Origin of the sequence: Streptomyces armeniacus (assembly GCF_003355155.1) — a bacterium.
In the GTDB taxonomy this organism is placed as follows: Bacteria; Actinomycetota; Actinomycetes; order Streptomycetales; family Streptomycetaceae; genus Streptomyces; species Streptomyces armeniacus.
The window spans coordinates 4,676,904-4,698,945 of sequence record NZ_CP031320.1 but is presented as its reverse complement, the minus strand read 5'-3'; the positions used below and the strand labels follow the sequence as shown (position 1 = coordinate 4,698,945).

The 22,042-nt window shown below is 70.3% G+C and carries 27 protein-coding genes; 21 read left to right on the top strand and 6 right to left on the bottom strand.

Features of this window, described 5'->3' with window-relative positions; all coding sequences use genetic code 11:
• Positions 1 to 320 precede the first annotated feature (320 nt).
• From DVA86_RS20465 to DVA86_RS20445, 5 genes are all read right to left on the bottom strand, one after another.
• The gene (locus DVA86_RS20465) at positions 321 to 1,217 is read right to left on the bottom strand and encodes an FAD-dependent oxidoreductase (protein ID WP_208880315.1); all 897 of its coding nucleotides are present in this window, start codon (positions 1,215 to 1,217) and stop codon (positions 321 to 323) included.
• The gene (locus tag DVA86_RS20460) at positions 1,214 to 1,750 is read right to left on the bottom strand and encodes a cysteine hydrolase family protein (protein WP_245996820.1); all 537 of its coding nucleotides are present in this window, start codon (positions 1,748 to 1,750) and stop codon (positions 1,214 to 1,216) included. The genes DVA86_RS20465 and DVA86_RS20460 overlap by 4 nt, the downstream gene beginning before the upstream one ends.
• A gap of 56 nt (positions 1,751 to 1,806) precedes the next feature.
• Positions 1,807 to 2,973, bottom strand: a complete 1,167-nt coding sequence (locus DVA86_RS20455) for a helix-turn-helix domain-containing protein (RefSeq protein WP_208880313.1) — start codon at positions 2,971 to 2,973, stop codon at positions 1,807 to 1,809.
• Between the two features lie 227 nt (positions 2,974 to 3,200).
• Entirely contained in the window at positions 3,201 to 3,785 is a 585-nt protein-coding gene (locus DVA86_RS20450; protein ID WP_208880311.1) for a P-loop nucleotide/nucleoside kinase family protein, read from the bottom strand.
• The gene (locus DVA86_RS20445; protein ID WP_208880309.1) at positions 3,782 to 4,531 is read right to left on the bottom strand and encodes a GntR family transcriptional regulator; all 750 of its coding nucleotides are present in this window, start codon (positions 4,529 to 4,531) and stop codon (positions 3,782 to 3,784) included. The genes DVA86_RS20450 and DVA86_RS20445 overlap by 4 nt, the downstream gene beginning before the upstream one ends.
• 344 nt (positions 4,532 to 4,875) lie before the next feature.
• Between DVA86_RS20445 and DVA86_RS20440 the strand changes: the two genes are divergently transcribed.
• The 16 genes from DVA86_RS20440 to DVA86_RS20365 all read left to right on the top strand — a co-directional run bounded on the left by DVA86_RS20440 (position 4,876) and on the right by DVA86_RS20365 (position 17,618).
• Complete coding sequence (locus DVA86_RS20440) at positions 4,876 to 5,583, top strand: hypothetical protein (protein WP_208880307.1); 708 nt, start codon at positions 4,876 to 4,878, stop codon at positions 5,581 to 5,583.
• 318 nt (positions 5,584 to 5,901) lie between these two features.
• A complete protein-coding gene (locus DVA86_RS20435; protein WP_208880305.1) occupies positions 5,902 to 6,333 on the top strand; it encodes a hypothetical protein in 432 nt (143 codons plus the stop codon).
• Between the two features lie 399 nt (positions 6,334 to 6,732).
• Complete coding sequence (locus DVA86_RS20430; protein ID WP_208880303.1) at positions 6,733 to 6,990, top strand: hypothetical protein; 258 nt, start codon at positions 6,733 to 6,735, stop codon at positions 6,988 to 6,990.
• A 177-nt stretch (positions 6,991 to 7,167) separates the two neighbouring features.
• Entirely contained in the window at positions 7,168 to 7,464 is a 297-nt protein-coding gene (locus DVA86_RS20425; RefSeq protein ID WP_208880301.1) for a WhiB family transcriptional regulator, read from the top strand.
• A 72-nt stretch (positions 7,465 to 7,536) separates the two neighbouring features.
• The gene (locus tag DVA86_RS20420) at positions 7,537 to 8,283 is read left to right on the top strand and encodes a hypothetical protein (protein WP_208880299.1); all 747 of its coding nucleotides are present in this window, start codon (positions 7,537 to 7,539) and stop codon (positions 8,281 to 8,283) included.
• Positions 8,284 to 8,421: 138 nt separating this feature from the next.
• Entirely contained in the window at positions 8,422 to 8,643 is a 222-nt protein-coding gene (locus DVA86_RS20415) for a DUF5999 family protein (RefSeq protein WP_208880297.1), read from the top strand.
• Positions 8,644 to 8,751: 108 nt separating this feature from the next.
• A complete protein-coding gene (locus tag DVA86_RS20410; protein ID WP_208880295.1) occupies positions 8,752 to 8,937 on the top strand; it encodes a hypothetical protein in 186 nt (61 codons plus the stop codon).
• A 131-nt stretch (positions 8,938 to 9,068) separates the two neighbouring features.
• On the top strand, positions 9,069 to 10,814 hold the full coding sequence (locus DVA86_RS20405; protein WP_208880293.1) for a DUF2637 domain-containing protein: 1,746 nt from the start codon (positions 9,069 to 9,071) through the stop codon (positions 10,812 to 10,814).
• Between the two features lie 28 nt (positions 10,815 to 10,842).
• Positions 10,843 to 11,007: a hypothetical protein gene (locus DVA86_RS20400; RefSeq protein WP_208880291.1), complete on the top strand. Its 165-nt coding sequence runs from the start codon at positions 10,843 to 10,845 to the stop codon at positions 11,005 to 11,007.
• Between the two features lie 291 nt (positions 11,008 to 11,298).
• The gene (locus tag DVA86_RS20395) at positions 11,299 to 11,781 is read left to right on the top strand and encodes a hypothetical protein (protein ID WP_208880289.1); all 483 of its coding nucleotides are present in this window, start codon (positions 11,299 to 11,301) and stop codon (positions 11,779 to 11,781) included.
• 3 nt (positions 11,782 to 11,784) lie between these two features.
• The gene (locus tag DVA86_RS20390) at positions 11,785 to 11,985 is read left to right on the top strand and encodes a hypothetical protein (protein ID WP_208880287.1); all 201 of its coding nucleotides are present in this window, start codon (positions 11,785 to 11,787) and stop codon (positions 11,983 to 11,985) included.
• Between the two features lie 1,007 nt (positions 11,986 to 12,992).
• Positions 12,993 to 14,243, top strand: coding sequence for a hypothetical protein (locus DVA86_RS20385; RefSeq protein ID WP_208880285.1), 1,251 nt, complete (start codon positions 12,993 to 12,995; stop codon positions 14,241 to 14,243).
• Between the two features lie 8 nt (positions 14,244 to 14,251).
• Complete coding sequence (locus DVA86_RS20380) at positions 14,252 to 14,686, top strand: hypothetical protein (protein WP_208880283.1); 435 nt, start codon at positions 14,252 to 14,254, stop codon at positions 14,684 to 14,686.
• An 88-nt stretch (positions 14,687 to 14,774) separates the two neighbouring features.
• Positions 14,775 to 15,626: a hypothetical protein gene (locus DVA86_RS20375; RefSeq protein ID WP_208880281.1), complete on the top strand. Its 852-nt coding sequence runs from the start codon at positions 14,775 to 14,777 to the stop codon at positions 15,624 to 15,626.
• The gene (locus DVA86_RS20370) at positions 15,623 to 17,059 is read left to right on the top strand and encodes an ATP-binding protein (protein WP_208880279.1); all 1,437 of its coding nucleotides are present in this window, start codon (positions 15,623 to 15,625) and stop codon (positions 17,057 to 17,059) included. Before DVA86_RS20375 ends, DVA86_RS20370 begins: the two co-directional genes overlap by 4 nt.
• 67 nt (positions 17,060 to 17,126) lie before the next feature.
• A complete protein-coding gene (locus tag DVA86_RS20365; RefSeq protein WP_208880277.1) occupies positions 17,127 to 17,618 on the top strand; it encodes a hypothetical protein in 492 nt (163 codons plus the stop codon).
• A gap of 82 nt (positions 17,619 to 17,700) precedes the next feature.
• Here the strand turns inward: DVA86_RS20365 and DVA86_RS20360 are convergent, their stop codons facing one another.
• Positions 17,701 to 17,895, bottom strand: coding sequence for a hypothetical protein (locus DVA86_RS20360; RefSeq protein WP_208880275.1), 195 nt, complete (start codon positions 17,893 to 17,895; stop codon positions 17,701 to 17,703).
• A 118-nt stretch (positions 17,896 to 18,013) separates the two neighbouring features.
• Here DVA86_RS20360 and DVA86_RS20355 point away from each other — a divergent pair, with 118 nt between their 5' ends.
• The 5 genes from DVA86_RS20355 to DVA86_RS20335 all read left to right on the top strand — a co-directional run bounded on the left by DVA86_RS20355 (position 18,014) and on the right by DVA86_RS20335 (position 22,005).
• A complete protein-coding gene (locus DVA86_RS20355) occupies positions 18,014 to 18,811 on the top strand; it encodes a hypothetical protein (protein WP_208880273.1) in 798 nt (265 codons plus the stop codon).
• A gap of 243 nt (positions 18,812 to 19,054) precedes the next feature.
• Positions 19,055 to 19,768: an NUDIX domain-containing protein gene (locus DVA86_RS36115; RefSeq protein WP_208880272.1), complete on the top strand. Its 714-nt coding sequence runs from the start codon at positions 19,055 to 19,057 to the stop codon at positions 19,766 to 19,768.
• Positions 19,769 to 19,875: 107 nt separating this feature from the next.
• Positions 19,876 to 20,376, top strand: a complete 501-nt coding sequence (locus DVA86_RS20345) for a hypothetical protein (protein ID WP_208880270.1) — start codon at positions 19,876 to 19,878, stop codon at positions 20,374 to 20,376.
• Positions 20,377 to 20,876: 500 nt separating this feature from the next.
• Positions 20,877 to 21,332: an RRQRL motif-containing zinc-binding protein gene (locus DVA86_RS20340; protein ID WP_208880268.1), complete on the top strand. Its 456-nt coding sequence runs from the start codon at positions 20,877 to 20,879 to the stop codon at positions 21,330 to 21,332.
• A gap of 46 nt (positions 21,333 to 21,378) precedes the next feature.
• A complete protein-coding gene (locus tag DVA86_RS20335) occupies positions 21,379 to 22,005 on the top strand; it encodes a DUF6919 domain-containing protein (RefSeq protein ID WP_208880266.1) in 627 nt (208 codons plus the stop codon).
• The last annotated feature ends 37 nt before the right edge of the window (positions 22,006 to 22,042 follow it).

Below are 22,042 nucleotides of genomic sequence, written 5' to 3'. Positions count from 1 at the left end.
TAGAGCGTGCAGCGCGTAGAACGGAGCGGTGCGACCGCAGTGCGCTGGGCTCTTTTCGACCTGGCCCGGCACGCGCTGCACGATCGACTTCCTGCTCAACGACCTGTGGGAGTAGCACTGCTCAAGGATCTGGGCGTACCCCGCTGAGCGAGAGGCCCCGGCGTGGCAACAGCGTGGAATCTCCGTGGCAGTTCACGAGGCGAGACCCCTGTTCCGGCTGCGCTCGGATCTGCCAGCGCTGCGCTGATGGGTCAGCCCGGTGTTCGCTAGGACAGCGGGCATCTTTGGTAAATCGCGCTGCGTCTGTCGCGCGTTTGCCCTCAGTTCGGCGCGTCCACGGCCCTGTAGTAGTGGGCGAGCACGGCCTCGGCACCCGAGCCCTGCGCGCTGGCGATGCGCTGGAACCGCGCGGATCGAAGGTCTCCCGCGATCAGGATGCGCGGATGCTGCACGGTAGGAGGGCAGTACCCATCCGGGCCTCGCACGAGATCACCATCGGGTACGGCAGGCTTGGAACCCATGTTGCCAAGCACTACGTCGGCGGTGACTGTGAGGAGACCGCCGACGGTCTGCTCCACGGTGAGATGAACACCGTCGACAGACGTCTGCGCGACAACGTGCTCGATCTCGTACGCGCGGACGCGGGGATCCTCCGCCACTTCGGCGATCTTGTAGGCGTCGACCGCGGGGTACAGCACCTCCAGCTCGACCGCGGCGTGGGGGTGGGCGCGCAACCAGGTCCCCAGCGGGCGGTCCCCGCCCAACACGACCGTATGACGCGCTGCTTCGAGCTCGCCGGCCGACGTACGCCACAGCGGAGGCAAGGTCAGCTCGGCGGAGGCATCGATCCAGTCGACATCCTGCGTCCGGAGACTGTGAACGCCGGTCGCGACGACCGCGGCGTTCCCGACCAGCGTGCCGCCGCTGGCGAGCACGACCTCGACCTGGTCATCGGTTCCGACGATGCGCTCGACTTGGCCGTGGACCAGAGCGCATCTCCCGCCCGCCTGCAGCCGCTCCACGTCGGTGGCCAGTCCCTCGGCGAGCTCGGCCCCCTTCGACCAGCCACCAGGAACGTTCTCGAGGGCGCCGATGGCTTGAAGCTTCTCGCCGACCTGTCCTGCCTCGATCAGGGTCGTCCGCATACCCAGGCTCGAGGCCATCAGTGCGGCCGCGACCCCTGCCGGGCCAGCCCCCACGACGAGCAGCTTCGTCACGCGCAGGCTCCCGTCGGGCCGCTGACCGACGCCAGGATGCTGCTCGAGGTGATGAGCTGGGTCTTGCTCACGTTTCGAGAGGCGAGCAGCAGCGCCGCGTCGTGGTACTCGGGCCCGCCCGTCGAAGCGCACGCGTCCGTCACGATCCACGGCCGGTAGCCGCGCTGGTAGGCGGCGATCGCGGAGTCGTAGACGCAGGCGTCCGTATCGATGCCGCACAGCACCAGATCAGTCCAGCCCGCCTGTCGAAAGACGCGGATGCCTTCCTCGGTGAAAACTGACGACTCGCCCTTGTCGATGACCGCGGCGGCCCTCGTCACGTACGGGGCGAGCTCGTCGACGAGCGCTTGCTCGTCGGCAGTCCGCAGTCGCTTCCACCCCGTGATCCTCTCGTAGGGAGACCCGGCCGGGTTGTGGAACCGGGAGAACACCACAGCACCACCGCCGGCCAGCCAGCCATCCACCAACTCCACGACCGCGGGGACCACCCCGCGGCTGTTGTGGTTGATGAAGCCACGCTGCACGTCGATCACGATTAGCGCTGTCGTACGAAGGTCCAGGTCCACTCCCGCCCGCCTTTCCCGTGCCGTCACGGAACAGATTCCCGAAGAGCATCCTGTGCGGCTCGCAGCCGCTCCGGGAGCTCACTGGTCGTTAAGATCGCCTCGCGCATCATGCGGTGCTGGGCTGTCTCCGTCGCGCGCGCCGTGGTGAGCCGAACGTACGCACTGCGCAGAGCACGCCACCCGCACGTCTCCGGCATTACGGGATCGTGCCCTTCCTCGATCATGTGCAGGATGTGCGATGAGAGCGCCCATAGGGCCTGGACATCCAGCTCCAGCGCGACGATCTGGCTCATCGTCAGTGCACGCTCGTCTGGCCGCGGGTGATACGCCACTCCCGACCAGCCAGCGATTCCGCGGGAGACACCCCCGCCGAATTCGACGACCTCGGGGTGCGCCCAGCCGTCGCGGAACCTGGCGTCCTCCACGCCAGTCCCGAGGGGGACCACGTTCATCGGATCCTGTCGGTTAACCAGCACCGATGGCGTCGCAAGCAGCTGCAGCGCGGTCTCCAGCCCTTCGCCCACCCAGGAGTGCTCACGCAGTTCGTACGCGCACAGCACATACTCCGGATCCGGCACACCTTCGGCGGTGACCTGTCCGGCGCCGTGCTCCTTCAGCAGGTCCCTGATCCGGCGTCCGGCCCAGTCGCGGTCCCGCGCGTACGACCGGTACCGCCGCACTGCGAGCTCCGTGAGCGAGCCGACTTGGACGCGCTCCTCCAGGTGCACCACCGCGATCCCACACGCGTACGCGTGCACCGTCGAAGTCTGTGCCGACGGATGTCTGCCGGGAAAGACCCGTTGCTCGAGCCCGCCGGGCCCTGACGGGCGCGGCAGCCCGGCGGCATACACGTGCGCGAGCTTGTCCCCCACGTAGGCCGGTAGAAAGCGGTGGGCGACAACCGTGCATGGGCTAGGTCGGGCGGTTGATGGGGTAGCGGAAGTGTCCTCCCCCCGCCGCGTAGCGAGTTGGACGCGGAAGGCTTCCTGCTCCGCAGGCGTACAGCCGGCCAGGGCCATGTCCAGGATCTGCTGCATCGACGGTCGGCACACGGCGGACCGGTTGTTCTTCCAGTGCGAGACCGTCCGCGGGTTGATGCCGAGGCGCTGAGCGAAGTCACGGACCGACTGCCGCATCACCGACTTCAACAGCAGCGCCTCATCGGCCGTCCACTGCTCCACAGTGATCACTACACACCCCTTAGGACTCCCGGGGCCAGTCAGGCCACGACCAGTTTCCACGCTGTGTCCACATCAGGTCTACGACAAGCCATCTCGCGCAAGTTACCTGCGCAGGAACCTTCTTGAAGGCCCCGCACAGGGCGGCAACGCGGAGATCCGGCGCCACAGCTCGGGAGCGTGTCTCCCGAGCGGGTACGAAGGAGTGGAGCACTGGAATGGAAGACGCGCGGCGCAGGTTACGAGCCCGAGCGGGCCCTCTCCGTCCCGGGCTGGGCATGACCCACCGCGGCCAGAACGGCTTCTGGATTCCCGTGGTACACGATGTGGGGCTCGTCTTCGGTCGGGGGCTCGAAGCGTCCAGCGAACCGCAGGAGGTCTTCCTCGCTGAACTCGATCGAGTTCGCGTCGTGGTCGGCCAACGCATTGCGCTGCTCGATTCGGGCCCAGCGCAACGCATGCGGCACCGGCAGGTAGATCAGCACGGGTACCCCGCCGGCCTCCTGGACGAGCGTCTTCCACTCGGTGCGCTCCCGCGGGGTCCAGAACCCGTGGTCGACCACAGCGTCGGTCCCTGCTTCCAGCATGGCGCGCAGTTCGGCGCCGATGTCCTGGAGTACGGGTGCCTCGCGGACACGGAACTGGCCGCGGGGGAAGTCGGTGCCGTACCGGCCGTACCGGCGGAACATCTCCTCGTCCGGACAGAGGCGCCTGTAGCCGACGGTGGTGAGGGCTCGCGCGAGCGTTGTTTTCCCCGCGCCCGGCATCCCCGTCATGAGGATCGCGTGGGGCGCCCGTGCAGGATCCGAGTCGAGCGCGGTCATCGAACAGGGTCCGTGACCGCCGTACGGACGCGGCCGGGGGCGCCCAGGTCGACGCCGTACTCCAGTAGTTGGCCGTCGACATCCAGGAACTGCGCTGTCAGGACCAGGATCGCGGCGACAGTCCCCGGTGCCAGTTCCAAGAGCTTGAGGTCCTCATTCGTCGCGATGCGCGCGGTCTCCTCATCGACGCGCTTCACTACCTGCCGCCCTGTCGCCTGGGCGATCAGGTCGAGTGACAGGCCGCCCTTGAGGCGCTCGCTGCGCAGCAGCTCCGGTACTGCTTTGCCGAACTCGGCCGGCAGCCAGGAGGTGGAATGGCAAACGATGCCGTGCACGTCCCGGTAAACCCGGCGTCGCCGGATCACGTCCTCGCCGGGGTCGATGCCCAGGACAGTTGCCACCGAATCGGGGGCGGGGACCGTCGCGGCGGTGTGCGCGCTCGACTGTTCACCGTCTCCCCACGAGGACTTGGTTCGTCCGCTGCGGTCGTGACGCTCGGCACCGGAGGACAGCGATACAGGGCGGCCGACGACCTCGGTCCCGATGCCCTGGATTCCCTGTACGAGCTGCTCTTTGCGGAGTACGCGCATGGCCCTGTCGACCGTGGCTGTGCTGACCTCCCACTGATCGGCCAGGTCCCTGATGCTTGGCAGCAGGGTGCCGGGAGGCAACACACCCGAGCTGATCTGGTCGCGGTAGTACCCCGCGATGCGGGCGTACGGCGGCCTGTTGTCGGCCCGGTCCATCGTCGCCTCCTTCGTCCCTCGTTAGGTCAATCAGTGTACCGCTTGACACTTGAGGGTACCTGATGCAACCTGATGTATGTCGGGCTTCGTGAGGAGCCCCATCCGACGCCGTCCACTGGAATCGCACCGAGTGCGACGCCGGTTGTGGGCGCCGGTCAACGGCCCCAACCAAGTTCATAGCCAGCAGTGCCATTCCGAGGTGACGAACCACGAGATCCCTCACCGGCCTGCGGGAGCACCACCTTCGAGCGCCGATGCGGCGTCCCTTGCCCACGGCACCCCTGCCCTGGGCTGCGGAGACCGCAACGACCTCCCCGAATCCCCTTTAGAACGCGTACGGGAGCATGATGAAGCCCAACCTGAGCCGCCCCCCGCTGAAGGTCAGCGAGATCCCAGCCGACCACGTCCAACTCCGCGACGGCGAGCGCCGATCCATCGTCTGCCCGGACTGCGAAGAGTGGCATCCGCTGCGGCGCGGCGTGATCTGGCCGCACCGCCTGGAACGCACCGAGCGCGGCAAGAACGGCCCCAAGTGCGGCGGCGCAGCCCGGCGGGTCGACATCGACATCGACATCGCGGAGTGGGGCCGCCAGGTAGCAGAAGCTGATGCCACCGTACGGTCGCGCCGCCCCACGCAGGTGATCCGGAAGCCGAAGCAGGCGCCCCCGACGCCGATCGCGCGCCTGGCCACCACGACGGAGGAGGCCGTGCCCGTCGTGTCGAAGCTGTGGACCCAGCTGGAGCAGGCCCGCGCCGCTCTCGCGGCGCACCGAGACGGCTGCACGGTCTGCCGCCGCGACAAGGATGGCAAGCCCGGCGCCCGCTGTGAAACGGGCGCCGAGCTCGAGTTCCGTGAGTCGCAGCACGCGGCCTCCTGGGACTTCGAGCGGAAGCAGCGAGCGAAGGCCGAGGGCGAAGAGCGGCGCCGCGAGCGCCGGGAGGCCCAGGAGCGCGCACAGACCCGCAGTGCGCAGTGGCGGGAGGCCACCGACGTCGAGGCCGCGGCGGTCGGCCGCTTCCTGGCTGGCCTGGTCCGCGAGCTCAGCAGCTGACAGTTGCCTGCTCAGCCCGTGCCGGGCCCGCCCGGCACGGGCTGAGTCACAGGGGAGCCGTCAGCACCCGTGGCTCCAGCACACAACATGCGCAGGGCGCGACCGTACGGTCGCGCCCTGCGCCGTCCCGGAAGGAGGTACGCATGGGCTTCCTCAAGCTCGACGACCACCACGGCGCATGACCGGCAGGAGCGAAGCACACGCTCGCCGCTCGTACGAGCACAACTCCGAACACGCGAACGCCGCCCAGGGATTACGGCCCTGGGCGGCGCCCTTCTACAGGCCCCAACTTGGAGGTAAGCGCCTGTGCCTACGATCATGACACGGCCCCCGGCGGCCGTCACCACTGCGGCCGACGAGCCGGAGCCCCAGCACGAGCGGGACACCAGCAACCCCGATCAGATGCCCCCGCTCCCCCGCCGCGGTGCTCTCTCCGCGCTGGCCGGGCTCGTCGACGACATCGAGCGCGACGACGACCACCGCGGCCCCGAGCCGGAGCCCGACCCCGTCACGCGACCGCACGCCCTGGCCCGCCGCCTCGTGCTCACCTGCGCCCAGCGTGCGGTCATCGTCGGCCGCGGCTCCCGGCACGCCGGCGACCGGCGTGCCGCCCGCCGCGTTCGGGGCGACCGGTGCCCGCATACGCCGCTCGGTCTGACGGCGCCGGGATACGGCGGCTGCATGGGCAACTGCCCCGTCTGCAACGAGAGCAACGAGTCCGGCTCGGCCTGCAAGCGCTGCGGGTCCTGAAGGGAGGAGCCATCGTGACCACTCTCCGCTTCCTGATCGCGGCCCTTCAGGCGTGGCGGTGTCCCCGCTGCAACTCCATCAACGCGCCCGGGGACGTTTCCTGCGCCTACTGCTGACCCGCGACCGCGCCCGCGGTGGTGCCGCCCGGCTCGTCCGTCGGGCGGCACCACCGCGGGCCTCAACCTTCAGGCCACACCGATTGCTTGACGACGACTCCCCCATACGCAGTGCCCGCGCGGCCGTCCACGCGGCCGCCCGGGCCCTCGCTGTCCGAGGGCTCACACCCGGTACCCGCGCTCTTCTCCACGCGGTCGATCTCACCACCGCGGTCGCGTACGCCGCCGGGCACCGCGTCCAGGAGATACACCGCCCACCCACGCTGACGAAGGGGCCACCCCGGTGACCACACGGACCACACAGCACCCCGGCACGGAAACCAGCAACATCAACAACAGCCTGAGCGGCCAGGACCGCGAGTACCACTTTGTGCTGACCGTACGACGCGAGGACGGCGGGGCGAGTACCCGCAGCGGCGTACTCGCCGTCCCGCGCGGCACCAGGCGGAACGACACCCTCGTATGCCTGGTCAAGGCCCACTTCCCCGACCAGGACAACACCGTGGTCCTGTTCTTCTCCCTGGAGGAGAACACCCTCTGATCCGCGCCCCGGTCCTGCCCGTCGTCCCCGCTCCCCATCCGGGGCGGGGACGGCGGAGAGCGTCGGGAGCTCCACCAGCCCACCCCGCTCCGGCCGTCCGGCCGCCGTAGACACCGAACAGCCCCAGGGATGCCGCCCTGGGGCTGTCTCGATCACCGGACCTTCTGGGAGGCCCGCATGCGCAACATCGTACGCACCACCTACGCACCCTCCGCTGATCTGCCCGGGGACTGGCGGGCCACCTCGGCCTGCCGCGACGAGGAACCCGAGCTGTTCTTCCCCGTCGGCGACACCGGCCCGGCGCTGGCGCAGATCGAGGAAGCGAAAGCTGTGTGCCGGCGCTGCCCCGCGATGGACAGCTGCCTGAACTGGGCGCTGGAGAACGGCCAGGACCACGGCGTGTGGGGCGGAACCAGCGAGGACGACCGGCGCCGGATGAAGCGCCGCGCGGCCCGCCGCGCCCCGGCCGCCTGACACCACTCACCGTCTGCAGCACCCAACCGAGAGGGCCGTCCGTACGGGCCGGCCCTCCTTCAGGAGGACCTCATGCCGCGCACGATCACCTTGTTCCACGATCTCGACAACTCCGGCCTGCGGCACGGCGCATCCACGGCGGCGTCCACGAGCCGGTACAACCACCCCCACTTCCAGCACTTCCAGCGTAGGGAGCTCGGCAAGCAGCGGGGCGAGACCATCTGGCACTTCAGGGCCTTCACCGGCCGTGAGCCCGAGCCCAGGGTGCCGCGCGCGATCTACAACGACGAGACGCTGACCTGGACGCACCGGACGGAGCTCTACTCCCAGTACGAGGCGGCGCGGATCCTGTGGTCCCACGCCCTGCTCCGAGCGGTGGCCGGTCCCGTGCTGCAGGAGGCCGTCGGCCTGTGGACGGCTTGGAAGGTGGCCCGCGACAATCTGCGCGCCGCGTTCAAGGCTTTCTGGGACACCCCGGACGACCGTTGGCGCGCACAGATGCTGCGCCTGGTCAGCGCCGAGCGCGCCGCGAGGAACGCTGCCGAAGCGTGGGACGCGGTCGCCTGTCGGCTCACGCGACTCGCCGCTGACCAGGTCGACGTGGCCGGCTACGACCACGAACTTCCCCTGAGGACGGTTGCCCAGGAGCTGCGCGTCGACATGAGCGACTGGTACATCACGTACGAGCACCGCACCCCGGATTCGTACTCCATGTGTGCCGAGACACCGTTGGTCGAGGACCTCCTCAAGGAGACCGAGTCCCAGCGCGAGCAGCTGCGCGAAGTCGCTCACCTTGCCGGTGACCGCGCGCTCGACTGACCACCGCGCACCCCCACTCAACCTGCAGCTCTGCGCTGCCCGGACGTCACCGGCCCAGTCCTCCGCGGCTGTTCCGGTGACGGCGGAGAACGCAGTGACCGCACTCCACCCACCCGCCCTGCCCGAGGGAGATCACCCATGCCCAGCACCGCCCGCTGCCCGCACACGCCTCCGTGCCCGCCTGCTGACCGCCCCGACCGCGAGGCCGCCCGTACCGTGGCGCACTTCCCCGAACAGGGCTGGAGCCGGTTGTGCAACGGGCTCGTGCTCTTCGACGACACCGGCGAACTCCTCCCCGACGGGCGGGTCATTCCGCCGCACCGGCCCGCATCCGGCACCGGTGCCCTCACCGCCGCCTGAACCGGTCTGCCAGTTGCCTGATCCGCCCGCACCGGCCCGCCGGATCGGGCGGTGAAAGGGAGCCGGACAGCCCGGCCCCGTCGAACGCATCTCCCCCGGAGTCTTTTGATGAACACGCACGCGATCTCCTTTCTCTTCGCCCTGGCCTGCACCGTCTCCGTGGCGCTCGCGCTGGAGAAGGCCGGCGCCCCCTTGGCTGTCCGTATCGCTGCCGCCGTCGTGCTCTTCCCCACCGTCGCGTGGGCCCACCACGGGGTGCTGCGCGACGCGATAGAGCACCGCAGCCGCCGCTGACGGCCCCGCCTTCGCCGCCACAACACGCCCCTTCGACTTCACCGGCCGCTGCTTCGGGAACACGCCAACGCGTTTCGGGAGCAGCGGCCTTCGTTTCGACCCCACCTCACGCCCCCTTCCCGGAGGCCCTCATGACGATCACGGAAGTGCCGCACCGAGCGGCCACCGACACCCCGGTTTCGGACCCTCCAACCACCGCTTCGCTCTCACCCGGTGCCGCTTCGAGCGCGCCTGACCACCTTTCGAATGCGCCTGATTCCGTTTCGGAGACGCCGAAGCGGAACTCGATCAAGACCGCCGACACCTCGGGCGGCGCCGCGCTGACCCGCTCGCAGAAGTGGACCGCCGGCCTGATCGTCGTGGCCGCACTCGTCCTCGCGGGTATCGGCTTGTACCTGTCGTTCGAGCACGTCGCCGACTTCGCGTACGAGCGGCTCCACTTCGCCAGCCTGGGCAAGGCGCAGCTGTTCACCGGCGGCGTCGACACCGGAATCATGGTGCTCATCGCGCTCGACCTGCTGATGGCCTGGCTCCGCCGGCCCATCAGCTGGATCCGCTACCCGGTGTGGCTGCTGACGGGCGCCACCGTCGTCCTCAACGCGGCCTCTGCCGCTCCCCGGGGCCGCGCCTGGCAGCTGCTGGACTACGTGGCCGCGTTCGCGCACGCCGTCGTCCCGATCCTGTTCATCGCGGTCGTGGAAATCGGACGCACTTCCATCGACCGCATCGTCCGTCCCGATGACCAGGAAGAACGCGACTCCATCCCCTGGGACCGGTGGATCCTGTCCTTCCCCTCCACGTGGCGCATCTTCCGCAGGATGCGGCTGTGGGGAATCACCTCCTACCCGGAGATGATCCGCCGTGACCAGGAACTTCTCGCCTACAAGCTGTGGCTGACCCGCAAGCACGACGGCGACCTGTCCCAGGTGAGCGAGGACGAGAAGCTGCCGATGACGATGGCGCCCTACGGCTACACCGTCGACGAGGCCCTGGCCATGCCGGACGAGCAGGACCAGGCCGCGGAAGCGCGCCAGGAGGAGGCAGAGCGCCGCCGCCTGGAGGCCGACACCCGCCGCACAATCGCCCAGCTCAAGGCCCAGGAGGAGAACATCCGGGCCGAGGGCAAGGTCGAGGCCGCCCGAGCCCAGGTGGAGGGCGAGACCGGCGAGGCCCGCGCCCACGCCCGGGCCCAGGTCAGCGCCGCCGAGCGGGCCGCCGAACTGGAGGAGAAAGCGCTGGAGTCGGCCGTCATAGCCGAAGCCCGCGCCCGCGAGGCCGCGGCCGAGCGCCAGGAGGCCCAGGAACGCGAGGAAAGGGCCGCTGCAGATGTCCGCGCAGCCGAGCTGGAACACGAAGCGGCCCAGAAGCGGAACGCGGCGGCGGAAGCCGACCGTGCCGCCGCCGACGAAACCAAAGCCTTCGAGACGGAGAAGGCAGCCGAAGCTCGCAGGCGCGCCGCCGAAGCGGACAAGGCCGCTGCCGAAGCCAAGAAGGCTGCCGCCGAAGCGGCGATGGACGCTGCCGAAGCCAACCGCAAGGCCGCCGAAGAGAAGGCGCGTACGGAGGCCGCGCTCGCCGACATCGAGCGGTCCAAGAAGGCCGCTGCCGAAGCCAACCGTGCCGCCGCCGAAACCCGGCGGGCCGCTGCCGAACTGGAGCGGCGCGCCGTCGAAAACGAGGACGCCGCGAAGCGCAGCCCGCGCGAGCGAGCGGTCCGCAAGGTCGCCCGGATGATCCTCGCCGCCGGCGGCGACGCCGACCAGGTACGGCTCGCCGACATCCAGCGCGAGCTCGAGGTCTCCTCCACGGACACCGCGTCCAAGTACCGCCAGGAGGCCGCCGATCTGCTCGTCCAGGGCTACGACCCCCAGCGCTGACCTGCACGTTCCATGAAAGGAGAGCACCGTGAGCATCGCCCTGTCCGTACTCGGCACGCTGATCCTCGCCATCATCGTCCTGGGGACCCCAGCAACCCTGTGCTTCGTGGCCCACGCCCGGACCGATTCCGACCACGGCCCGGACTGCTGGTGGTGCCACCCGCACCGTCCACGCTGGCGGAAGCGGCGCTGACCTGCACAAATGACCGTTCGACGGTTCCACCGGCCTCGAGACGTATAGCCCGCCTCGGGGACACGGTGAAGGCGCCGAAACGCCCTGTCCGCGGACGTCTGAGCGTCCGCACCCCGCACAGCACCTGCCGCTCATGGTCGCCACCGGCCCGCGCTCACGCTCTGAGCGCGCACCGGTGACGGCCACGGCCGGCAGGCCCCGGCCGCACCCCGCCCGAACACGACCCCGGCCCCGCAGGCACGCCCCGGGGGAACGTGCCACGAACCCCTCGAGACCTGGAGGTCTTCTGCCATGCCCGAGAACAACAACCGATGGACCTCGGACCACCTGATGAAGCCCGGCGGCACCGCCCTGTACGGCGCCCAGCAGCGTGCGCGGCTGCGGCAGATGGCCGACGAGGTCAGGGTGCTGCTCCGCGAGTACCGAGCCGACCTGGAGAATGTCGAGTTCGACGGAGACAAGCCCTTCGAGCCGCGGATCCGTGCGTTTCTCGCGTCCCGCCCGCTGGCACAGTTCGAAAGCGACCTGCGAGCCGCAGTAAAACACGTGGGAAAGCTCGACAGCGAATATCAGCGCCGCTACGTGGAACTGCCGGAAAAGCGCAAGGTGAAAGCGATCGAGAAAGCCCATAAGAAGGGAATCAAGACTGCCCAGTCGCTCAATACGGCAGAGCAGCTGAACGCCGTCTCGCAGACTCCCGGCGACAACAACGGTCAGGCCGCGAAGAAGAGCGAAGAGCCGTCCTTCCTGGACTTCCTGGAAAAGAGGGCCTGACGAATGGCGGCTCGTCTCACCGAGGGCCAGCTCGCACGCTGGAACGCGCGCTTGACGGCGACCACGACGAACAAGGACCGGGCGACCGCGCTCTGGGACCTGGCGCGCCTCCTGGCCGGCACCGACGACGAAGCTTGGGCCGACCTGGTCCGCCTCCTTCAGAGGTGGACCCAGGGCCAGCAGGAGTCGCAGCACGGCTCGTGACGCTACGCGCTCATCATCACCGCCGCACCCGTGAATCTAGGGTTCCTACGCGCGCGCGTACACGCGCGCGTGGGAACCCCCTGAATGTGACTCTGAGTGACTATTGAAGGAGACGGCCGATGGCCGACGACAGCGCCGGGGGGACAGTCCTCGGCTTCCCCGGGCTGAGCATCCCGGGACCGGTGGGGGGCGGGTCCCCGCCGCCTCCCGAAGGCGCCGCCCCCGCCCTGGCGCCTCTGCCCGCCCTGGCGCCGCCGCCTTCGCTCCTGGCCGCGGACAATCCCCAGCTCGGCGCCGGGAACCTGACCCCCGTAGCCCCGACCCCTGGAATTCCGGACAGTCGGCAAAGGGCCAGTATTTCCCCCATGGCCACGGTCGTGATGGCCGGAATCACTGTGGCGGCCTTGCGCGGCTCCTGGAGTGCCGCCAAATATCTGAAATCCAAAGCGGCTGCGGGGGTGCAGTCCACCCACGGCGCGAGAACGGTTACCCGGAAAGGCCGCATACAGACCAGCCCGGAATTCGGGCGCAGTACCCGCACCGCAGGAAGTGGCGGAGGCAGGTCGAATTCCGGCAGCAAATCGACCCCGGCGACTTTCCGTTCCTCCGGTCGTTCCTCTGGTAGTTCGTCCGGCCGTTCACCCAGCGGCCCGAAGCCGCCCGGCGCGTCCGGGGCCAAAGCGTCCGGAAAGACGCCTGGCGCCGCCTCTCGCGGCCGTACGGGCACGTTGGGCACCAGCGGGCGCCACGGAGGCCCAGGCGGCCGCAGCGGCCCTCTGGGGTCTTCCGGGCGAGCGGGTGGTGGAAGGACCGGAACCAGGAGCGGCTCGTCGGGCGGCATTACGGCTGCGGCCCGGACCCGCAACGGACCCCAGGGCGGCGGCAAACGCGGTGTCGGCACTCTCGGCGCCTTCGGCAAGTCCGGTTCGGGCGGCCGCTCCACACCGTCCTCCAGCGCGAAATCGGGCCGCGGCGCCGGTAGGAAGACGGGCACGTCGGGAGCGGGTGTGGGCGGCAAGGGCCGGGGCACGCTGCCGGAAGCCGTGTCGAAGGCCTCGGCGCGGCGGCTGAAGAAGCGCCGCAAGCGGCTGGACCCGCCCGTCCTGGCCACAGCCCGCAAGGGCAAGACGGCCGGGCGGAAACCGGGCAGCGGCGGCCCCGGCCCGAAGGGCAAGGGCCGGGAAACACTGACGGCCGCCATCGCGACGGAATCGGCGCGGCGGCTGAAGAAGCGCCGCAAGCGGCTGGACCCGCCCGTGCTGACCACAGCACGCAAGGCCAAGAAGAGCAAGAAGCCCACCTCTGCCGGGACGACGCCGACGAAGGTCAACCTGACCAAGAAGCCCAAACCCACCGGAGCGGGCGGCACGGCGGCGACCCCGAAGGTCAACCTCACGAAGAAGCCCAAGCCCGCCACCCCCGGCGCCGGCAGCACGGCTCCGAAGGTGAACCTCCGCAAGAAGGTCAAGCTCACCAAGAAGCCGCGCAAGACCGACCCGGGCAAGTCCGCTGGTTCCGCCGGCGGCACAGGAACGGCTGGAGCGAAGTGGAAGGCCCGCAAACGCCGTTCCCGCCGCGGCTGGTGGGACCGGGCGAGTTCCCGGCGCTCAGGGCGCGCCGCCCACGGCCCGGCCGGATCCGCCGATCCCGGCACCGGACAGAACCCGCGGCCGGAAGGCGGGTTCGGCCCTCCCCCGGGCTGGGGCCACGCCGCCGGAACGACGATCACCGTCGAGCAGGTCGGCGGCGAGGGCTGGGCGGAGCGCCAGCGGGACTACCGCCGGCGTGCCGGCGTCGCCGCCGGGGCCATCTCCGCAGGACCTAGAACAGGAGGAACACCCGTGAGCGTGCCCGTCCCGAGCAGGCCACCGAACACCCAGTACGCCGACAGCGACTTGACGATCTACGACGTCATCGATGCCGACAGCGACATGGCGGAGGAGATCACCCGGGGCGTCGACGAGGCGAGGGCCGCTGCCGATGGCAGCGAGCAGATGATGACGCGGCTGGAAGCCCTTCACGCGAAGATCGTCGAACTCAAGGTGCCCGGAGTCCTGGAGGGCTGGTGCCTCCTCTTGGCGGAGAAGGCGCTCAGCGTCAAGGCGAAGGCCGAAGGGCTCGCGGAGACGCTGCCCGCCGCGGCCGAGGCCATCAGTACCGCCGGTGAGGAAGCCGAACGCCGGCACAAGCCGCTCGCTGACGCGACCCGCGACGCTGGGCACGCCGCCCCTGCCGAGCGCGACTACCACCTCGAATAGGAGACCCCGTGTCCGACATTGCTCCCCGTATCGGCGGCGCCCTCGAAACGACCGGCTCCGTGATCGTCGGCGCTGTCCGCTTCACCATCGTCGTCATGCAGCTGACCGCGGCCAGCGTCACCATGCGCGGCCTGTCCGAGCAGGTCCGCTCCACTTTCAACTACGTGGAGGACTGCGCTCAGTCGGTCGACAAGCTCGCCGACCAGGCCGCCGCTCTCAACGTCGACCAGTCCACCGTCAACGAGCACCGCGAGGCGGCCACGGTCATGCGCACCTGCCTCGAGGAAGCGGAGGGGATGGCGACCGAGTGCGAGGAGATGGCCACCCTCTTCCACGAGACCGCCGACGCCCACATCGCCGACTACGGCTCGGTCGCGGAGGCCGCGAACAACATGCCGGACGGCATCGACATGGCCGACCGGGAGTTCTACTCCAACCGCTGACCCCACGCCCACCGCACCACACGAAGGGCGGCGACCCCCGGCCGGGGGCCGCCGCCCTTCCTCATCCCCTCGAAGGAGAGCAGCACCGATGACTCGACTCGGTCCCCTGCGCGGCCCCATCGCTCTGGCCCGCAACGCGGTCGGCCGCGCCGCCACCGTTGCCGGCACCGGCGCGCTCGCCGCCGGTACCTTCGCCCCCGACGCCTACGCCACCTCGATAACCGGCACGATCGTGTGCGCCGGGTGGGCCACCCTGTGGTCGGCCACCCTGCCGCGCACCCCGGTCGGCAATACGGCGACGGCTCTCTACCTCGCCCCGTCGTGGTCGCTGGCCGGGCTGCTCACCGCACAGCACTTCGTCCCCGGCGTCGACTGGTGGTGGCAGCTGCTCGCCGACGCCGCGTGGACCGTCGGCGTCTGGAAGGCCCGCCCCGCCCGGAGCGCCCGGGTACTCGTCGGCCGTGAGAAGTCGCTGACCCCAACCGCGATCGAGGAGAGCAAGGAGATCCTCGCCCAGGACACAGTCCAGGGCGGACCACAGCACCCGATGGCGGCGTACTGGGCGCAGCGCGTCGCCATCGAGGACGGCGCCGCTCCGCACACCGTGCTGGAACAGATCGTCCGCACGGGCCCGGAGTCGATGACCGCCGTCATCCGCTCCACCCTCCCCGGCAAGCCGGTCCCGAAGATCGACCTGCTGGAGCTGTCCGCGGCCATCAACTGGCCCGAGGACGACATCGCCATCACGCCCGTACCGCGGCAGGGCGCCGGGGTACGCCGACTGGTCATCGGCCAGGCCCCCGAGCAGGCCATGGACCTGAACACCGCTTGGGAGAAGCACATCGCGCCCAAGGGCATGCCCGGCACCGTCATCACCCAGATCCGCACCGTCGACATCCCCGACCCCGAAGAGGAAGGGGCCAAGGAGCTTCGCGCATGAGCAAGATCTACGAGCTGACCGTGGAGGCAGCCGAGCCCGGCGACATCATCACCCACCACCCGATGCGGCTCGCCGCCGCGCTGCGCATCAAGGACGTCAACCGGCTCGCGATCGAGACGAACGTCATGGGAGACAAGGCGCTGGTCACCATCTACCCGCACGACCCCCTCGCCCGGGTCATCCTCTCCGACCCGCACATGCTGGTCATGGACGACCGCGGGCGGATCTGGATCGGCCGCCACCACAACGGCCGGCCCGCGCTGCTGCGTCTGTACGACCCGCAGACCGGCTCCGCACAGCGGCTGCTGCTGTTCGGTACCACCGGTGCCGGCAAATCAACCGCCGGGCAGAGCATCCTCGCGTCGATGAAGCGCTCCGGCATTGCCGTCCTGTACGCCGACCTCAAGGCCGGCCAGTCCGCTCCCGAGGCGTACGGGCAGACCGGGCACGGCTCCGACGGCAACGTCGCCTGGCGGGTCACCACGCAGGAAGGCACCATGGCGCAGCTGCGCACCACGTGGCTGACGATGATGGACCGCCAGGAGCGCTACTCCCGGATGGGACGCTCGAAGTTCCTCAAGGACCGGCCCGACCCGCTGATCTACCAGATCGTGGACGAGGCCAACCGCCTGCTGGAGAAGGGCGCCCCGTACCGGGCCGAAGCGACCTTCTACATCAAGGACATCGGCCGCACCGGCCGGTCCCTCGGCGTCGGCATCGGCCTGTTCGCGCAGGCCGGCCACCTGGAGGAGATGGGCGGCAGCGACACCCTGCGCGCGATGCTCAAGGAAGGCGAAGTCGTCCTGCTGCGCTGGACCAGCTCGATGATGAAGCAGCTGGTGACCGATGGTCTGCTGCCCGCCGGGATGGTCCTCGCCCCGATCCCGAAGTACGCAGGCGAAGTCGACCTCATCTCCCAGTTCGACGAGGCGTACGAGGACGACGACCTGCCCGGCACCCAAGGCACCGCCTACAACGTCAACGGCCGCTACCCCTCCAGCAAGATGCGGTTCTGGAACATCGGCTCGGAGATGCCCACCGACGGCCTCGATCCGATGATCCTGGACCTGTACGGGCCCGGCGCCCCGCCCGAGATCGAAGAGGCCGCCTGGGACCTCATCGGCGACGCCTACTGCCAGCGCCTGGACGGGCCCGAGGCGTACCGCGCGGTCTTCCCCGAAGAGGACGAGGAGGAAGAGGCAAGCGGCGGAGGCCGGAGCGGCGCTCGCTCCGGCGGAACGAAGCCCGCCTCCCCCGTCCCGGCGCAACCCCAGCCCCGCTCGCGCACGCTGCGCGACCGCGTCCAAGCCGTCCTCGACGCACACGACGACCCGCTCGACGCCCGCGAGGTTCTGGATCTCGTCAACGCCGACGGCGGCCGCGAAGTCAAGCTCGGCAGCGTCCGCAACACCCTGACCACGCTCAAGCAGTAACCCGACCCACTCCCCCGCCCCCGCCACGCCCTGCGGGGGTGGCGCCCTTCGCGACCGGAGAATCGCCATGGATCCCCAGCACACCCACCGCGGCATGCCCGAATCCGAGGCCGCCACCGAAGCCCGCCGCCTGATCGACGAATGGGCCAAGCAGCCCGTACGCCACCACCCCACCGCCATCCGCGACGACTCCCCACTGCCCGCGTACGGCACCGCACCGCCTGCGCCCCAGCCTGACCACCGGATCGTGCCCGCCTGGGCGGCCGGGATCGCGGTCGCCTCCATCGGAGTCGGCGCCGGAGTCACCGGCATCGGCTGCGGGGCCTGGCTCGTTCTTCAGGGCCTCGCCTCCGTCACGCTGACCGGCGTGCTGATGGTGACCCTGCCGTTCGCGGGCGTCGCCATGGCGGCCACCGCCATCGGCGGCGCGCTCAGCCGCGCCCGCTCCGCCGTCACGAAGAACGTGTACGAGGGATCCGTCGCTCACCACGTGGAGATCCACAACACCAGCACCACGCGGGGCATGCTCTTCGCCCGCACCCGCAACGACCTTCGCTGACACCGGACGCTCTGCGTCGTACTCGAACTCCGCCCATCTGCCCGGGAGTCGAGTACGGCGCAGGCCGCCCGCAGCAAACGCGTCAGTCGTCGTCCAGGTAGATCAGCAGGCGGCCGTCCCCGTCGACCCTCGCCTCATAGATCACCCCGTCGACGACCGCGTGGTCGACGACCACCTCGTAGTCGTCTTCGTCATCGATCCACAGCACGCCGTCGTCGTCCGTGAACGCCGGATAGACCACGCCGTCGGCGATCACCGAATCGAACTCGACTGCCATCACGCCCCCTGCCGCTTCCCGGCCCCGCCAACCAAGCGTGCCGCACCACTGCGCCCCGGCAACAGAGCCATTCCCATCCCGTACGCAGCATCACCACCCTTCTGAAGGGAAGCCGACCGTGTCAGAGCACACCGACCAGCCCCCGCACATCCCCTCCCAGCGACAGCAACCCCCGGCGGCCGACCACGACCAGGCCCTCAACGCCCTGCCGCCCCCGCCAGCCGAGCCGACCGACACCGAACAACCGCAGCTGACCCCGCGGGCGTGGTGGAACGAAGCCTGGAGCGACGGCGGCTACCTGTACGACCGCTGGGAAGACCTCCGCCAGGCCCCCGAACTCGGCTGGCACCACATGGCGCACTGGGTGAAGACGGTCCTTGCACTCTCCGGAGCCTCCGTCTTGATCCTTCTGCTGTACGGCGCGAGCGACGTCGCCGCCGAAGCCGGCCACCAGCTGATCACCGCCGCGCCGCACGTGCAGATCGGCACCGACACCTCCCTCAGGGTGTGGGCCGTGATCGACCAGCCGATCCGCTCGTACACCGCCCAGCACTCCGCCGACCTCGCCATCAGCGGCTCCACCGTCTACACCCTCTGGCAGATCACGGGCCTGCTCGGTCTGATCGGTGGCTTCGTCCGCAGCACCGCCGCCCGCCTCACCTGGACGTGCTGGGGAACCGGAAGCGTCGCCATGGTCTGGTCCGCTACGCCAGCCGACAGCCGAGCCATCGCCGCCGGGATCGCGGTCCTCGCCTGGACCCTCGCCTCCGCGGCCGCGCTGCGCGGCCTGAGCTTGCGCCCGGTCCTCTACATCCGGGTCCCGCGCACCGAGATCCACCAGGACATCCACCTCCCAGCCGTCTCCCCGGCTGTCGCCGACGACAACGCCCCCAAGGCCGAGGTCCGCAGCCAGTAACCCTGCCCGCCCCCGACGGGGAGGGCGCTGCCATCCCCCGGTGCCCGCGCACTGCACCGCCTCACTCACCGTCCACGAGGCACGACGCTTCGGCGCGCCGGACACCACGGCAACCCGCTGGCACTCGAAGACGCGCTCATCGGCGCCGCCCGCCCCCTCGGCGGGGAGGCCAGGGGGGCGGGCGGCGCCACCGCATCGCACGCACACCCACACCCACTGACTGAGACTCAGGAGGTCTCCAACATGACTACCGACCACACGCCTGCAGAGATCATCCGTTACACCGCCGATGTCGTCGCCCTCACGCCCGAGGGCAACGTGCTGCTGATCGAACGCGACTGGGACCCGTACGAGGGCCAGCACGCACTCCCCGGCGGGCACGTGGACCCCGGGGAGACCGGCCGCGCTGCTGCCGCCCGCGAACTGGCGGAAGAGACCGGCGTACACGTCGACCCCGCCCGCCTGATCGAGCTGGGCACGTTCGACCGGCCCGACCGTGACCCGCGCGGCCGGTACGTCAGCGTCGCCTGGCTGGCCCACCTCCCGGCGGGCACCACCGCCACGGCCGGGGATGACGCCCGGAGCGCCGGTTGGTGGCCGCTGTCCGACCCTCCGCCGCTGCTGGCGTTCGACCACAAGGACATCCTCGAAGCCGCCCGCGAGCGGCAGTACGAGACGGCCGGGTGGGCGGCGTACCTGCGTGAGCGCGTCGGCCGGTGCCCGGCCGCGCACCCCAGCGACCCCAGCGCCTGCCGGGGACCGGTGGCCGTGACCGTCATCGACGCCAACGGCACGGGCTGCGACGGCTGCGAGCACCACGCCGCCCGCATGCTCGCCTCCCTGCACGGCGCCCGCGTCGCCCCGCTCCCCGACGCCCCAGAAGGCGCCGCCATCCGCACCTTCCGCACCGCCGGGGAACTCCCGCCCTACGCCTGGCGACAGCCCCTCAACCGCTGACGGCCGCCTCGCCAGGCAGCCGTACCGCGTCCGGACTCCGTTCGGCACCCGCGTGCCGCGCGCCCGGACGAACAGCGCAACCCGACTCACCCAAAGGAGACACACCAGTGACCAGCCCGACCGAACAGACCTGTCAGACCGGCGTGTTGAGCGCGCTGCGTCCGCTCGCGGGCCAGCACCTGGCCCAGCTGGAAACCGAGCGGGAAGAGAGGCAGCGCGAAGCCGACCGGGCACAGCGTGAGCTGGACGCGACGCAGCGACTCGCGGCGGAGCGGAAGGCGGCCCAGTTCATCGCCTGGGCCTTCCCCAACACCCTCGCCCGCGCCCTGGACGCGCAGGCGTGGCAGGGATACCCGCCCAACTCCACCCGCCCTGGTCCCGCCCGCTGGGCGTGCGCGGTGGCGTACCTGGGCGAGGGACTGTTCCTGCACCACACCCAGCGGCAGCACGACAACGACAGCGAAGAGGACGTGCTGACGCTGATCGAGCCCTGCGCGGGCCCTGGCTGCGGTGCGTACGTGACCACCCGGATGTTCAGCGAAGAGGCCCTGTGCAACCGGCTGACCGAGAGCGCCGCGCGGCTGTGCCCCGCCTGCACCCCGTTCTGAACCGACGCGCCGCTTGGTCGGCCGACCCGGGTCGAGTACGGAGTCGGCGCCGGCGCGGGTGGACCGGTCGGGTGGGCCGTCGGGCCCGCAGCGCCCGCTGGTGGCCGCTCGGAGACCTCCCCCCGCCGTTCGACCACGCCGACATCGTGCAGCTGATCACGATCAACTAGCGACGGCCGGACCGGCCGTGACCGGCCGCCCCGCAACCCACCCCAGGTAGACGCGCCGAGCTGCGCCCCGCCGACGAACACCGGCGGGGCGCAGCGCTGTTCCGACACCACGGAGGACGCTCGTGTTCAAACTCCACCGCCGCCGAGCTGGCCGGCCCCGACCCCGCCCCGGCGCCCACCACCGGCAACTCCCCCGCCCGCACAACGTCTGGAGCAGCTGGCGGCCGCCGCTGGCCGCTCCACACCGCCGGGACCCCCGTACGGGAAGCAAGGAAGGCGCCCGGTGAACCACACGCCCCATGCGCGGCACCCCGGCTCCTGGAGCTGGTGATGCCCCGTCAGCCTCGCCGCAAGAGCCGCACAGAAACACGGATACCGCGCGAGGCCAGCGGGATCCCGGAGTACGACCGCGACTCCTGCCCGGCCCACCTTGTCACCCGTCGCCAGATGCGAGACCGGAACCTCAGCCCCGGCGGGCACGAACCCGTGGCGGTCCTCCGCTGCAAACACTGCAGCTACCGGCCCCAATGGTCCTGCAACCACCCCGTCCGCGCCTGGCTCTACGACCTCGCCCTCGCGCGCCCCAAGCGGGTCCCGACCCTCGCGCAGGAACGGGCGCTGGACCAGGCCATGGCAGCCCGCCAGACCTGCCCCAACTGCTCCCGGCGGTACGTGTTCTGCCTGCCCCTCAAGAGCCTCGGGAGCTGCCTGGAGTGCCACGACGGCACCCCCGCCGACCCGAGCACCTACACCACTCCCCCACCCACACACCGCCTGGCTGCCTGAACCAGGCCCAACCCGATTGAGAGCACACCCGATGAAACTCCCATGGATGAGCCGCGCCGACCGCAAGAGGTGGAGGGCCGCCCACACCCTGAGCGACCTCGGCGACCTGATGGCGCGGTGGCTGGAGCGCGACATCAAGTCCTGGCCCGGCTACCAGCCGGGCTACGGGCCGGAAGAAGAAACCAACCCTGCCATGATCCGCGTCCTCGCCCAGCTCAACCGGGCTGGCTACCTGACCGTCGACAGCCAGCCCGGTATCACCGAGCCCGACGACGGCGTCATGTGGTCGCAGCGTGCATCGGTGACTGGCTTCGTCGACGAGGACGAACTCGTCGCACGGCTCGAGGACATGGCCGCTGAGCACGACCTGAGGATCGTCCTGGGCGGTCGTGCGGCGGGACGCGTAGATGAGGACGTCGTCCTGACCACCCGGGACGGGCAGCCGCACTCCGTGTTTCCCGGATACCTCGGACACGGCGAACTGCGCTGCATGTGGCCCGGTGTCAGCTTCGATGCCTTCGGGGCGCTCATGTACGCGTGGCAGGTCACCATCTACGCCCCCGAATGGGGCGCCAGCGGGCAGCGCCTGTGGGACGCACTCGAAGGCGTAGTCGGCGCCGCGAACCCGCGCGTCGTGGAGACCGAGAAGAACGTGCCCCAGCTCCGCCGCTGACGGTTGCCCGATCCGCCGGTCTCGAACCGGCGGTGAG